We start from the raw sequence: 13,185 nt of genomic DNA on the forward strand, positions 1-13,185 counted from the left end.
TCAGGCCCCCGTGGCCGCCGTGGTCTGGGTGAAACGTACGTAGCCGTTTTCTTCGAGCTCGTCGGCCAGTTCCGGGCCGCCGGATTCGATGATCTTGCCGCCGACGAACACGTGCACGAATTGCGGGTGGATGTAGCGCAGGATCCGGGTGTAGTGCGTGATCAGCAGAATGCCGCCGTGGACTTCCTCGGCGTAGCGGTTGACGCCCTCGCTGACCACCCGCAACGCGTCGACGTCCAGGCCGGAGTCGGTCTCGTCGAGAATCGCGATCTTGGGCTTCAGCAGGCCCAGCTGCAGGATTTCGTGGCGCTTCTTCTCACCGCCCGAAAAGCCTTCGTTGACACTGCGTTCGGCGAACGCCTGGTCGATGTCGAGCGCCTCCATCGCGGCCTTGACCTCTTTGACCCAGTGCCGCAGCTTCGGCGCCTCGCCGCGTACCGCGGTAGCCGCGCTGCGCAGGAAGTTCGACATCGACACGCCAGGTACCTCGACGGGGTACTGCATCGCCAAAAACAGCCCGGCCCTTGCGCGTTCGTCGACGCTCATGTCGAGGACGTTCTCGCCGTCGAGCGTGATGGAGCCGGACGTCACCGTGTACTTGGGGTGCCCGGCGATCGCGTAGGACAGCGTAGACTTGCCGGATCCGTTGGGACCCATCACCGCGTGCGTTTCCCCGGAGCGCACGGTCAGGTTGACGCCGTTAAGAATAGGGATGTCGCCGCCGTCGGCTTGGTTCTCGACGCTGACGTGCAGGTCTTTGATCTCGAGAGTGGTCATGAGGCTGTCGTTCTTTCTGAGATGGCCAGTTCGTGTTCGATGGCGTTGGTCAGGCGCTCCCGCACCTCGGGCACTGCGATCTTCGCGATGATCTCGCCGAAGAAGCCCCGCACCACCAGTCGGCGGGCCTGCTCTTCGGGGATGCCGCGGGAACGCAGGTAGAACAGTTGCTCGTCGTCGAATCGTCCGGTGGCGCTGGCGTGTCCGGCGCCGACGATCTCGCCGGTCTCGATTTCCAGGTTGGGCACCGAGTCGGCGCGCGCGCCGTCGGTGAGCACCAGGTTGCGGTTCACCTCGAAGGTGTCGGTGCCGGTGGCGTCGGCGCGGATCAGCACGTCGCCGACCCACACGGTGTGCGCGTCGGGCAGGCTCGAGTCCGGATCTCCTTGCAGCGCACCCTTGTACAGCACATTGGACCTGCAGTCCGGGTGGGCGTGGTCGATCAATAGGCGCGACTCGAGGTGCTGGCCGTCGTCGGCGAAGTACAGGCCGAGAAGCTCGGCGTCGCCGCCGGACGCGGCGAATCGGACATTGGCCGACATCCGCACCAGCTCACCGCCCAGGGTGACGGCGACGTGCCGCAGCACCGCGTCCTTGCCGAGCCGGGCGTGGTGTGCGCTGACGTGTACGGCGTCGTCGGCCCAGTCGGCGATCCACACCACCGTCAGCCGGGCGGCGTCGCCGACGACGAATTCGACGTTGTCGGCGTAGGTTCCGCTGCCCCGGTGATCGACGACGACGACTGCTTCGGCGAGCTCGTCCACCCGGATCTGCAGGTGGCCGTACGCGGTGGCGCCCTCGCCGGGGCCCTCGATCGCGATGTCGACCGGCTCGGCGGTGTTCACGGTGACGATGGTCGCCGAGTTGAACGATGAAAACGCCTGCGCGGCAACCCGGTCGGCGGGTACGCCGCCCTGGCCGAGTCGTTGGTCGCCGCGCCTGACGGTCTCGACGGTTACTCCGGCATGTTCGGCGACGGTGATCTTGGCCGTCCCGGTGGCCGGTGCCGACCCGTCGTGCAGGCCACGCAACCGTCGCAACGGGGTGAACCGCCAGATCTCGTCGCGACCGTGCGGGACCTCGAAGGCGTCGACGTCGAACGAGGTGAAGACCTCGCCCTTGTTGGCTGCGGTCAGGGCCGAACCCTCGACCGCTTCGGTCAGATTCGTCACTAGCCGACCGCGCCTTCCATCTGCAGCTCGATCAGCCGGTTGAGCTCCAGCGCGTATTCCATCGGCAGTTCCTTGGCGATCGGCTCCACGAAGCCGCGCACCACCATCGCCATGGCCTCGTCCTCGGTCAGCCCGCGACTCATCAGGTAGAACAGCTGGTTCTCGCTGACCTTGGACACGGTGGCCTCGTGGCCCATCGTGACGTCGTCCTCGCGGATGTCGACATACGGGTACGTGTCGCTGCGGCTGACCGTATCGACCAGCAGCGCATCGCATTTCACGCTGGAGCGTGATCCGTGCGCGCCCTTGTTCACCTGCACCAGACCGCGGTAGGACGCGCGGCCGCCGCCGCGGGCCACCGACTTGGACACGATGTTGCTCGACGTGTTCGGCGCCAGGTGCAGCATTTTGGCGCCGGTGTCCTGGTGCTGGCCCTCGCCGGCGAATGCCACCGAGAGCACCTCGCCCTTGGCGTGCTCGCCGGTCATCCAGACCGCCGGGTATTTCATCGTGACCTTCGAGCCGATGTTGCCGTCGATCCACTCCATGGTGGCTCCGGCCTCGGCGCGGGCCCGCTTGGTGACCAGGTTGTAGACGTTGTTCGACCAGTTCTGGATCGTGGTGTAACGGCAACGGCCACCGGGCTTTACGATGATTTCCACCACGGCCGAGTGCAGCGAATCCGACTTGTAGATCGGCGCGGTGCACCCTTCCACGTAGTGAACGTAAGCGCCCTCGTCGACGATGATCAGCGTGCGCTCGAACTGGCCCATGTTCTCGGTGTTGATCCGGAAGTAGGCCTGCAGCGGAATGTCGACATGGACGCCCGGCGGGACATAGATGAAGCTGCCGCCGGACCACACAGCGGTGTTCAGCGCGGAGAACTTGTTGTCGCCGGCCGGAATCACGGTGCCGAAGTACTCTTTGAAGATGTCGGGGTGTTCCCGCAAGCCCGTGTCGGTGTCCAGGAAGATAACCCCTTGGGACTCAAGGTCTTCGCGGATCTGGTGGTAAACAACTTCGGAGTTGTGGACGACCAGACCTTCGGCCACGAAGTTGTGTGGACCGTCGACCTCGATGTCATACACCGGTTCGACGGCGTACGGCTCGATGGCCTTGACTCGCTCGAACCCGAGCCAATCGTTGCAGTGGACGCGGATCGTTGTCCCGTGAGCACCATTAGATGAATGCATGTAACGCCGCCGGCCGAAGCGATCGGTTCGCTTCGGGTTGCGGCATCCCAGCTGTTCGAAGTCGCCGGAAATGCCTAGCCGCCAAGCGATCTGCATCCGTTCAGGAGTATGCCGATACGGCTGAGTGAACGACCACGGCCCGCCCGCGCGGAGGCCGCAGAGTTCAGCCAGTTCGCGTGCCTGCTCAATCAATGCCTCATTGGCGCACGTCAGCAAGACGGAACCGCTGCTTGCCGGTCCTACGTACCCGTCGGCGTCGACCCAGCCGCCGAGGAACGCCAGCCGTTGATCGACTGGCAAGCCGTAAACCCAGTCGGGCACCCGCTTTGTCAATGACAGGCCTGCGAAGCCCAACTCGGTAATCCACTCGGTCAGCGCCTTGGAGTTCACCACCACGCGGTACTCGTCGGCTTCGATGCAACGTAGCCCGAACAGGTCCTTGACAACACGGGTCAGCTCGGCCCGAAGCTCGACATCTGTAGCCGGAATTGCGAACTGAACGCGGTATGTCTTATTCGACAGGTGCAGGTTGCCGTCGCCGATGTACAAGCCGAGCAACCACATCAGATCGACGGAGCTCGTCGCAGGAGTTGAAAGTCCGGCAACACTCGGAAGTTCCGCTGCAACACCGAATTCCGGAACAGCCCGCGGTACCGCGATGAAGTCGCCGGGCTTGATCTCGCTTACGGTGACCCATCGACGCGCATAGCGGGCACGCTGACGCCCTTCCTTGCGCTCGTCGCGCAGAACAAGCATCGGGTGGTTGTCGGTGGCTCGGATGCTGCGCCGCGTCGTCTTGACCGCGTAGGTCATCCTGGTGTCAGTCTGCGCCGACGCCTTGACCGGCGCGACTACGAACCGCTCAGCAACCTCGTCGTATGCGAAAATTCGGTCACCGAACTCAATCTCCTTGATCGGGACCTGCCCACGATTGGCCGTCCACACCAAGGTATCGCCAGCGAGACATTCGTACTGCGCGGCTACGCCGGCAACCAGGCGCTGCTTCTCGGCTTCCGGGATGCCCAATCGGTCGTAGGTGTTGCGGATGTCCTCCGGCAAGTCGTCCCACGTGGCCGCTTGCTTTTCCGTGGAGCGCACGAAGTACTTGATGTTGTCGAAGTCGATGCCCTCGAGGTTGGAGCCCCACTTCGGCATCGGCTTGCGCTCGAAGATCCGCAGCGCCTTCAGCCGGTTCTCCAGCATCCATTCCGGCTCGTTCTTCTTGGCCGAAATGTCGCGCACCACAGCCTCGGACAGGCCACGCTGGGCGCTCGCGCCGGCGATGTCGGAGTCGGCCCAGCCGTAGCCGTACCGGCCCAGCGACGCGATGGCCTCTTCCTGGGACAGCGGCTCACCTACCTGGCGAACCTCGGGGGTGGTCGTCATCTACGACGCTCCTTGCTTGCTCGTGGTGGCTTCGGCGCGGGCTGTGCGCCGAAGGGTCGGTAGCTTCTCGGGGTTCAGCGGGACGTGCGTGGTGCACGCGCAGTCGCCGTTGACGATCGTCGCCAGCCGTTGCACGTGGGTCCCGAGCACCTCGGCCATGGCCTGCTGCTCGGTTTCGCACAACTCCGGAAACTCCTCCGCGACATGCGACACCGGGCAGTGGTGCTGGCAGATCTGCACGCCATGGATCGGACCGTCGACCCGCGTGGTGGTCGCGACGTACCCGGCTTTGGTCAGGGCGTCGGCGACCCGCTCGGCGGCGGCTTCCAGATCGGTGTCCGCGTCCGACTTGGGCGCCTCGACACCGGACAAAATCGCGTCGATGCGCTGCCGGGCGAACTTGCGGACCGCCTCCTCGCCGCCGATCTCCCGCAGCTGACGCATCGCCGCCGACGCCAAGTCGTCGTAGCTGTGGTCCAGCTTCGCGCGACCGGCCGCGGTCAGCCGGTACCGCTTCGCCGGGCGTCCACGTCCCACCTGCTGCCATGCCGCGGCGGGAACCGACTCCGCCTCGCCGGCGTCGATCAGGGCGTCCAGGTGGCGCCGCACCCCGGCCGCGGACAGCCCGAGCCGGTCGCCGATCTGCCCGGCTGTGATAGTCCCGGACTCCAGCAACAACCGCACGACGGCGCTTCGGGTGTGGCCGTCGTGCGTCGAAGCCGCGGCCAGTGCCGCATCCGACGGGATTTTCACAACACCAGTGTGACGCAATTCCGGCGACCGGTCCAGCCGGACCCACCTGCGCGGCAGTTACGCTGCACTGATGGCTGCTCGCCACCACACGCTGAGCTCGTCGATTGCCCGCTGGCACGGCGACGAACAGACCGTGGGACCGCCGCTCGACCCTAGCGAGCTGGTCGCGGTACGCCGCACCCGGCTGTTCGGCGGCGCCGGCACGGTGTTGATGGCGATCGGCGCGCTGGGGGCCGGGGCCCGGCCCGTGGTGCAGGACCCGTCGTTCGGCGTCCGGCTCCTCAACCTGCCGTCGCGGATTCAGACGGTGTCGTTGACGATGACCACCAGCGGAGCCGTGATGATGGCGCTGGCCTGGCTGATGCTGGGGCGCTTCGCGCTGGGCGATCGGCGCATGTCGCGCGGCGAGCTGGACCGCACCCTGCTGCTGTGGGCGATCCCGCTGTTGGTGGCGCCGCCGATGTACAGCAAGGACGTCTACTCCTATTTGGCCCAAAGCCAGATCTGCCGAGAGGGCCTCGACCCCTATCGAGTGGGTCCGGCTCCCGGCTTGGGCCTCGGTCATGTGTTCACGCTCTCGGTACCCAGCCTGTGGCGCGAGACTCCCGCCCCCTACGGGCCGCTGTTCTTATGGGTCGGGCGCGGGATTTCGGCGCTGACCGGGGAAAACCTCGTCGCGGCGGTGTTGTGTCACCGGTTGGTTGTGCTGGCCGGCGTGGGCCTGATCGTGTGGGCGACCCCGCGGCTGGCCCGGCGCTGCGGAGTCGCCGAGGTCAGCGCGCTGTGGTTGGGCGCCGCCAACCCGCTGCTGATCATGCATCTGGTCGCCGGCATCCACAACGAGGCGCTGATGCTTGGGTTGATGCTGACCGGCACCGAATTCGCCCTGCGGGGCGTGGACTCCACTCGGCGGCTGATTCCCGAACATCGGAGCCAGTGGCGAGAGTGGGTGCCACTGGCCGAGCTACTGGCCGGCGCGGTCCTGATCACGCTGTCCTCCCAGGTGAAGCTGCCGTCGCTGCTGGCGTTGGGGTTCGTCGCGATGGCACTGGCCTGCCGCTGGGGCAGCAACCTGCGGGCCTTCCTGCTGGCCGGCGGGCTGATGGCGGGCTTGGCGCTGGCCGTGATGGCCCTGGTCGGCTGGGCCAGCCGGCTGGGCTTCGGCTGGATCTTCACCCTCGGCACCGCCAACGTGGTCCGCAGCTGGATGTCGCCGCCGACGCTGTTGGCGCTGGGAACCGGGCAGGTCGGCATCCTGCTGGGGCTCGGCGATCACACCACGGCCGTGTTGTCGCTGACCCGCGGCATCGGCGTCCTGATCATCGCGGTGATGGTGTGCCTGCTGCTGTGGGCGGTGTTCCGCGGCCGGCTGCATCCGGTCGGCGGGCTCGGCGTGGCCCTCGGTGTCACGGTGCTGCTGTTCCCCGTGGTGCAGCCGTGGTACCTGTTGTGGGCGATCATTCCGCTGGCCGCGTGGGCCACCCGCGCTGGCTTCCGGATCGCGGCGATCGGCGTGACGATCGTCGTCGGCGTCTTCGGGCCGACCGCCAACGGCGACCGCTTTGCGCTGTTCCAGATCGTGGATGCCACCGTGGCCAGCACGATCATCGTTCTGCTGCTCATCGCCGCGACCTACACCCGCCTGCCGTGGCGGCAATTACGCAGCGAGGGCGCCGAACTTCTGCACGACGCGCTGACCCCGGATGTGCTGAGCGACACGGAGACCCGGCAGCCCGCGCCGGTGCCCGGCGCTTACGCTGAGTCCCCGTGAACTCGGCCTCCGACGTCTCGGTGCGGTTGCGCGGCGTATCCAAGCGCTACGGGTCGACGATCGCGGTGGATGGCCTCGACCTCGAGGTTCACGCCGCCGAGGTCTTCGCGCTGCTGGGCCCCAACGGGGCCGGCAAGACGACGACCGTCGAGATGTGCGAGGGCTTCGTGCGGCCCGATGCCGGCACCATCGAAGTGCTGGGGCTGGACCCGATCGCCGACAATGCGCGGCTGCGCGAACGCATCGGGGTGATGCTGCAGGGCGGCGGCGGCTACCCGGCCGCCCGTGCCGGCGAGATGCTCGAGCTGGTGGCCTCCTATGCCGCCGACCCGCTGGATCCGCAGTGGCTGCTGAGCACGCTGGGCCTGACCGAGGCCGCCCGCACCACCTACCGGCGGCTTTCCGGCGGCCAGCAGCAGCGGCTGGCGCTGGCGTGCGCGTTGGTCGGCCGCCCCGAGCTGGTGTTCCTCGACGAGCCAACCGCGGGCATGGACGCGCACGCCCGGTTGCTGGTGTGGGAGCTGATCGACGCGCTGCGCCGCGACGGCGTGACGGTGGTGCTGACCACCCATCAGCTCAAAGAGGCCGAGGAACTGGCCGACCGGCTGGTGATCATCGACCACGGGGCGGCGGTGGCCGCCGGAACTCCGGCCGAGCTGATGCGCAGCGGAGCCAAGGACCAGCTGCGGTTCAGCGCGCCTCCACGGCTGGACCTGTCGCTGCTGGTCGCGGCCCTGCCGGAGAACTACCGGGCCAGCGAGCCGGCGCCCGGCGAGTACCTGGTCGAAGGCCCGGTCGACCCCCAGGTGCTGGCCACTGTGACGGCATGGTGCGCACAGATCGACGTGCTGGCCACCGACATGCGCGTCGAGCAGCGCAGCCTGGAAGACGTGTTTTTGGATCTGACCGGGCGGGAGTTGCGATCATGAGCGAATCCCTGTTTCCCCCAGGCACTTTCACACCCGACCCGCGACCCAACGCGGTGGGGCGGATGCTCGCCGCGCAGTTCAGCCTGGAGTTGAAGCTGCTGTTGCGCAACGGCGAGCAGCTGCTGCTGACCATGTTCATCCCGATCACTCTGCTGATCGGGCTGACGCTGCTGCCGCTCGGCTCGTTCGGCGAAAACCGTGCGGCCACCTTCGTTCCGGCGATCATGGCGCTGGCGGTGATCTCCACCGCGTTCACCGGCCAGGCCATCGCGGTCGCTTTCGACCGCCGTTACGGCGCCCTCAAAAGGCTTGGCGCCACCGCGCTGCCGGTGTGGGGCATCATCGCCGGCAAGTCGCTGGCAGTCGTCGCCGTCGTGTTCCTGCAGGCAATTGTCTTGGGGGGCATCGGTTTTGGGTTGGGCTGGCGCCCCGAGCTCGCCGGGCTGGTGCTGGGCGCGGTGATCATCGCGCTGGGCACCGCGGGCTTCGCCGCCCTTGGCCTGCTGCTGGGCGGCACCCTGCGCGCCGAGATCGTGCTGGCCGTCGCCAACCTGCTCTGGTTCGTCTTCGCCGGCCTGGGCGCGCTGACCGTGGAGACCAGCCTGGTGCCGACCGCCGTCAAGTGGGCCGCCCGGCTCACGCCGTCCGGAGCGCTCACCGAGGCGCTGTCACAGGCTATGAGCGTGTCGGTCGACTGGTTCGGCGTCGCGGTGCTGGCCGCCTGGGGAACGCTGGGCGCACTGGCCGCCCTGCGCTGGTTCCGCTTCACCTGACGGCCTACTACGGCTTGTAGTTCCTGGTCGCCTACGATCGGGTCCGTGACGACCATGACCATGCCCGTCGGCCGCTGGCTGCTGCGGCTGGTGGACCTGCTGCCGATGCCGAGCGTGCGCGCGCAGCGGGCGATCGCGGCGCTGGTCATCCTGAGCCAGGGCGGCATCGCCGTCACCGGCGCCATCGTCCGGGTTACGGCGTCCGGGCTGGGCTGTCCCACCTGGCCGCAGTGCTTCCCGGGTAGCTTCACCCCGGTCGCCGTCGCCGAAGTGCCGCGAATCCACCAGGCGGTCGAATTCGGGAACCGGATGATCACCTTCGCCGTGGTGATCGCGGCGGCGTTGGCGGTGCTTGCAGTCACCCGGGCCCGCCGCCGCGCCGAAGTCCAGGTCTACGCCTGGCTGATGCCTGCCTCGACCGTGGCACAAGCGGTGATCGGCGGCATCACCGTGCTCACTGGCCTGCTGTGGTGGACGGTGGCCATCCACCTGCTGGCATCGATGACGATGGTGTGGCTGGCGGTGCTGCTCTACGTCAAAATCGGCGAACCCGACACGGGCGTCGTCGGCCACACCGTGGTCAGGCCGCTGCGCGGGCTCACCCTGCTCAGCGCGATCACGCTGGCCGCCGTGCTGGTAACCGGCACGCTGGTGACCGCGGCCGGCCCGCACGCCGGCGACACCAGCCCCACGCGGACCGTGCCGCGACTCAAGGTCGAGATCACCACCCTGGTGCATATGCATTCGTCGCTCGTGGTGGCCTACCTGGCGCTGCTGGTCGGGCTGGGGTTCGGGCTGCTGGCTGTGCAAGCGCCGAGGGCGGTGCTGCTGCGGCTGGGGGTTCTGGTGCTGCTGGTCTTCGGCCAGGGCCTGGTCGGGACCGTGCAGTTCTTCACCGGCGTGCCGCCTGCGCTGGTGGCAGTGCACGTCGCCGGCGCCGCCTTGTGCACCGCGGCCACCGCGGCGCTATGGGCGTCGATGCGAGAGCGGACCCAGCCCAAGCCGCTCCAAAGCTGATTCGACGCACAGCGCGAACTGGCGCTGTGCGTCTTGCCGCATCGCGTCGTCCAACTGCTCCCAGCCCAGCGCCGGCGCGACCAGATCGAGGGACGCCAACCGCCGGTCGTCGGTGACGTCGGCGCGAGCGTAGAGCAATTCGTCGGCCCCGATACGCAGGCGTTCGGCTGCCGCGCGCAGCGCCGCATGCCCGACGTCCCACAGTTCGAAGTCGGCATCGACCGGCCCCCGCGGGCCGAACGCGTATGACTGCATGCCGCCGAAATAGACCAACGCGGTCGGGCTTTCGGCCTTCGGCTGCGTCGGCACCCCGGCACGCTGAAGCTCACGCAGGTACCTGCGATCGTTGTTCCAGGCGACGACGTCGGGGGCGTTGAGCAGGTTGGGCACCCGCTTGGTCCAGGCCAGAAACTCCTTACCCCGGTCCTCTGGAGCCTCCCGCAGGATCACGAGGTCGGCTCGCTGCGTGTCGGGGTCTTCCCAGGGAATCGTCCGGGCGTGCAGCCCGCGTTTGCGCAATGCGGCGATCAGGCCCGTGTCGTCGCCCGATCCGGCCAGCACGATGCGGGGATGGCGGATATCGGGCCGGGCCAACTTCATGCGAACTCCACACTTGCGGATGATAGTGGTCATGCACGCGATCGAAGTCGCCGAAACCGGCGGACCCGAAGTCCTGCGTTACGTCGACAAACCGCGGCCCTCCCCCGCCGCCGGTGAGGTGTTGATCAAGGCCGACGCGATCGGCGTCAACTTCATCGACACTTATTTCCGGTCCGGGCAGTACCCGCGCGAATTGCCGTTCATCCTGGGCAGCGAGGTGGCTGGCACGGTGGCCGCGGTGGGCGACAACGTGACGGCGCTAGCGGTCGACGACCGGGTGGTGACGGCCGCGGCGTCGGGTGCCTACGCGGAATTCTGCACGGCCCCAGCGGATTTGGTCGCTCAGGTGCCGACGGCGGTGGATTTCGAGGTGGCGGCGTCAGCGCTGCTGAAGGGCATGACCGCGCACTACCTGCTCAAGTCGGTGTATCCCGTGCAGCCCGGCGACACCGTGCTGGTCCATGCCGGCGCAGGTGGTGTGGGCCTGATTCTGACGCAGTGGGCAACCAGTTTGGGTGTCCGGGTGATCACGACCGTGTCGACGCCGGCCAAGGCCGAGTTGTCCCGGAAGGCGGGCGCCACCGATGTGCTGGATTATCCCGACGACCCCGACGAGTTCGGCAGGCGCATACGGGAATTGACCGACGGCGCCGGTGTCGCCGCAGTATACGACGGCGTCGGCGCCAACACCTTCGACGCCAGCCTGGCCAGCCTTGCCGTGCGGGGAACGCTTGCGTTGTTCGGCGCGGCAAGTGGCCCGGTTCCGCCGGTCGACCCGCAGCGGCTCAACGCCGCGGGCTCGGTCTATTTGACTCGGCCGATGCTGGCCCATTTCACTCGCACCGCGCAGGAATTCGCTTGGCGCTCGGAGGAACTGTTCGACGCGATTGCCGCTGGGTCGATCAGCGTGACGGTCAGCGGCCGCTACCCGCTGGCCGATGCCGCTCAAGCGCACCGAGACCTGCAAGGCCGCAAGACCGTCGGCTCGACTGTGCTGGTGCCCTAGCTCAGCCCGCCCGATAGCGGCTTGGTCGTCCCCTTATCGATCGCCGTCGTGGTCCCAGCTCCCCGGCACCATCGGAACCCTTGGGCCAGCACCGAACTCATCGTCGTGCAGCGTTGCCAGGCCGGCCGCCCGCTCGACGGCATCGTCACGCATCGTGCCCGCGAATCCTAGCGGCCCGGCGCCCTGCTCAGAGGCCACCGTCGGACCGTCCCAGTCCGGGTCAAGCTCGACGTTCATATCCATGTACTTGTCGCCGCTCCCGGACTGCTTCGCGCGCCGGCGACGGCGCGCCCGCGCCTGCTCCCGCGAACCCGCCGCCGCGGCTGCCGCCGCCGAATCGGGCTCCGACGCCGTGCGTTTCGCACGGGAGCTGGCACTGGCGCTCATCCCTGAACCGACACCGATACCGGGCGGCCCCACCACATAAGGCGGGAGAAACCCCGCCGCACCCGCTGCCGGCGGCGCAGGCGGCGCCGCGGAATCGGCGACCGTGCTCGCCGTGGCAGTGGGGGCGGGTGCCGGCGCCGTCACAGTCGCCCCCGCGGGCGCAGCCGCCGTCGAAGTCACCCAGATCGCAGGCAACACATTCGGGACAACCGCATCGGGCGCCGGTGCCGGCACCACCGCCGGCTGAGGCGATGCGGCCAACCCCGCCAGCCCTGCCAGGCCGGCAAACGGGCCAAGGCCGGCAATGACCAGGCCCAGAGCCGGTCCCATCAGCACTGGGGCAAACTGGAGCACGGTGGACAGCAGCTGGCTCGCATGGAAGGCCAGGTCGGCCAAAACCATTGGGAGATCGGTCAGCAGCGCAGCCGGGTTGGTGAGTAGATCGTTCAGGAGAAGCTGACCATATCGAGCCATCTCGCCGCCGACATCGATCCACCACTCTGGGTCGGTGGGACTCAGTTCGCCGTCATGTATCCCATCATCACCGTGGTCATGGCCGCTGTGATCGTGATCGAGGATTTGCGGCGCGGCAGTCGTGTGTGGTGTCGACGCCACCGCGGTGTCCGAGACGGTCTGGTAGGTCGCCATCGTAAGAGCGGCCTGCACCCACATCCGCGCGTAGTCGGCCTCGTTGAGCGCAATCGGAATCGTATTGATACCAAAGAAATTCGTCGCCACCAGCACCGCATGCACCGCATGATTAGCCGCTAACTCACCCAACGTCGGCATCGCAGCCAACGCCGCCGTATAGGCATCCGCCACGGTCTCATGCTGGGCAGCCGCCGCCGCGCTATCAGCACTGGCCTGCGTCAGCCACGCCAGATACGGCGCATGCGCGGCCACATAGGCCTCAGCCGTCGGCCCCTCCCACGCACCGCCTTGCACCGACGCCAACAACCCGCCGAGTTCGTCTGCGACAGCAGCATATTCAGAACTCAGCGACGACCACGTGCTCGCCGCCGCCAACAACGGCCCCGGACCCGGACCACTGCTCAACAACGCCGAATGCACCTCCGGCGGGGACGCCATCCACACCGGTGCCGTCACGGCCTACCACCCGCATCCGGTACGGCGACACGCACGACGCGCAACGTCATGCCAAACACTCCCATCTGTGGACGGATTGAACATATCCGTGTTGCGCGGCATGCCTGTCTACGGAATGGCACCGCGCATGTGCTAGCGAATCTTGGTCGCTGATAACGCGTTTAGCCGCCCCATTTGGCGGCTTCGGCTTGGTCGCGCGCCAGCATCGAGGTGGTGTTGGTCTCGTGTGTGCCGGCGATCGCGTGATAGGCCCGCACCAGATCGGCCATCGCCTGATTCCACTGCGCCTGCCACGCCTGATAGCTCATCCCGGT

The 13,185-nt window shown here is 67.5% G+C and carries 12 protein-coding genes; 5 read left to right on the forward strand and 7 right to left on the reverse strand.

The window, feature by feature from the left end:
• From sufC to AWC14_RS26820, 4 genes are read right to left on the reverse strand one after another with little or no spacing between them, the layout of a single operon-like run.
• Complete coding sequence (gene sufC / locus AWC14_RS26805) at positions 1 to 777, reverse strand: Fe-S cluster assembly ATPase SufC (RefSeq protein ID WP_045375382.1); 777 nt, start codon at positions 775 to 777, stop codon at positions 1 to 3.
• Entirely contained in the window at positions 774 to 1,949 is a 1,176-nt protein-coding gene (gene sufD, locus AWC14_RS26810) for a Fe-S cluster assembly protein SufD (protein WP_045375383.1), read from the reverse strand. The genes sufC and sufD overlap by 4 nt, the downstream gene beginning before the upstream one ends.
• On the reverse strand, positions 1,949 to 4,528 hold the full coding sequence (gene sufB / locus AWC14_RS26815; RefSeq protein WP_142281853.1) for a Fe-S cluster assembly protein SufB: 2,580 nt from the start codon (positions 4,526 to 4,528) through the stop codon (positions 1,949 to 1,951). The genes sufD and sufB overlap by 1 nt, the downstream gene beginning before the upstream one ends.
• Entirely contained in the window at positions 4,529 to 5,338 is an 810-nt protein-coding gene (locus AWC14_RS26820) for a helix-turn-helix transcriptional regulator (RefSeq protein ID WP_081968020.1), read from the reverse strand. It lies immediately after the preceding gene.
• A 13-nt stretch (positions 5,339 to 5,351) separates the two neighbouring features.
• Here AWC14_RS26820 and mptB point away from each other — a divergent pair, with 13 nt between their 5' ends.
• From mptB to AWC14_RS26840, 4 genes are all read left to right on the forward strand, one after another.
• Positions 5,352 to 7,052, forward strand: coding sequence for a polyprenol phosphomannose-dependent alpha 1,6 mannosyltransferase MptB (gene mptB, locus AWC14_RS26825; RefSeq protein WP_045375386.1), 1,701 nt, complete (start codon positions 5,352 to 5,354; stop codon positions 7,050 to 7,052).
• Entirely contained in the window at positions 7,049 to 7,981 is a 933-nt protein-coding gene (locus AWC14_RS26830) for an ABC transporter ATP-binding protein (protein ID WP_142281854.1), read from the forward strand. Before mptB ends, AWC14_RS26830 begins: the two co-directional genes overlap by 4 nt.
• Complete coding sequence (locus AWC14_RS26835; RefSeq protein ID WP_045375388.1) at positions 7,978 to 8,754, forward strand: ABC transporter permease; 777 nt, start codon at positions 7,978 to 7,980, stop codon at positions 8,752 to 8,754. Before AWC14_RS26830 ends, AWC14_RS26835 begins: the two co-directional genes overlap by 4 nt.
• A 105-nt stretch (positions 8,755 to 8,859) precedes the next feature.
• Entirely contained in the window at positions 8,860 to 9,771 is a 912-nt protein-coding gene (locus AWC14_RS26840; RefSeq protein WP_235215839.1) for a COX15/CtaA family protein, read from the forward strand.
• Here the strand turns inward: AWC14_RS26840 and AWC14_RS26845 are convergent.
• Positions 9,721 to 10,371 (reverse strand): ATP-grasp domain-containing protein, encoded by a 651-nt coding sequence (locus tag AWC14_RS26845; protein ID WP_045375420.1) that lies wholly within the window; start codon positions 10,369 to 10,371, stop codon positions 9,721 to 9,723. The two genes, AWC14_RS26840 and AWC14_RS26845, sit on opposite strands and share 51 nt — an antisense overlap.
• Positions 10,372 to 10,402: 31 nt before the next feature.
• Between AWC14_RS26845 and AWC14_RS26850 the strand changes: the two genes are divergently transcribed.
• The gene (locus AWC14_RS26850) at positions 10,403 to 11,377 is read left to right on the forward strand and encodes a quinone oxidoreductase family protein (protein WP_045375390.1); all 975 of its coding nucleotides are present in this window, start codon (positions 10,403 to 10,405) and stop codon (positions 11,375 to 11,377) included.
• 33 nt (positions 11,378 to 11,410) lie between these two features.
• On the opposite strand, the gene AWC14_RS26855 is transcribed toward AWC14_RS26850, so the two are convergent.
• Both AWC14_RS26855 and AWC14_RS26860 read right to left on the reverse strand, forming a co-directional pair.
• Positions 11,411 to 12,871, reverse strand: a complete 1,461-nt coding sequence (locus AWC14_RS26855; protein ID WP_069601538.1) for a PPE family protein — start codon at positions 12,869 to 12,871, stop codon at positions 11,411 to 11,413.
• 161 nt (positions 12,872 to 13,032) lie between these two features.
• On the reverse strand, positions 13,033 to 13,185 hold a 153-nt coding region (locus tag AWC14_RS26860), incomplete at its 5' end, for a WXG100 family type VII secretion target (protein WP_428839011.1).

This window comes from Mycobacterium kyorinense, assembly GCF_002101735.1.
Lineage (GTDB): Bacteria > Actinomycetota > Actinomycetes > Mycobacteriales > Mycobacteriaceae > Mycobacterium > Mycobacterium kyorinense.

Bases quoted from the DNA above. Each gene is read 5' to 3' on its own strand.
- sufC (WP_045375382.1), bottom strand. From the start codon at position 777: ATGACCACTCTCGAGATCAAAGACCTGCACGTCAGCGTCGAGAACCAA.
- sufB (WP_142281853.1), bottom strand. From the start codon at position 4,528: ATGACGACCACCCCCGAGGTTCGCCAGGTAGGTGAGCCGCTGTCCCAG.
- mptB (WP_045375386.1), top strand. From the start codon at position 5,352: ATGGCTGCTCGCCACCACACGCTGAGCTCGTCGATTGCCCGCTGGCAC.
- AWC14_RS26835 (WP_045375388.1), top strand. From the start codon at position 7,978: ATGAGCGAATCCCTGTTTCCCCCAGGCACTTTCACACCCGACCCGCGA.
- AWC14_RS26840 (WP_235215839.1), top strand. From the start codon at position 8,860: ATGCCGAGCGTGCGCGCGCAGCGGGCGATCGCGGCGCTGGTCATCCTG.
- AWC14_RS26845 (WP_045375420.1), bottom strand. From the start codon at position 10,371: ATGAAGTTGGCCCGGCCCGATATCCGCCATCCCCGCATCGTGCTGGCC.
- AWC14_RS26850 (WP_045375390.1), top strand. From the start codon at position 10,403: ATGCACGCGATCGAAGTCGCCGAAACCGGCGGACCCGAAGTCCTGCGT.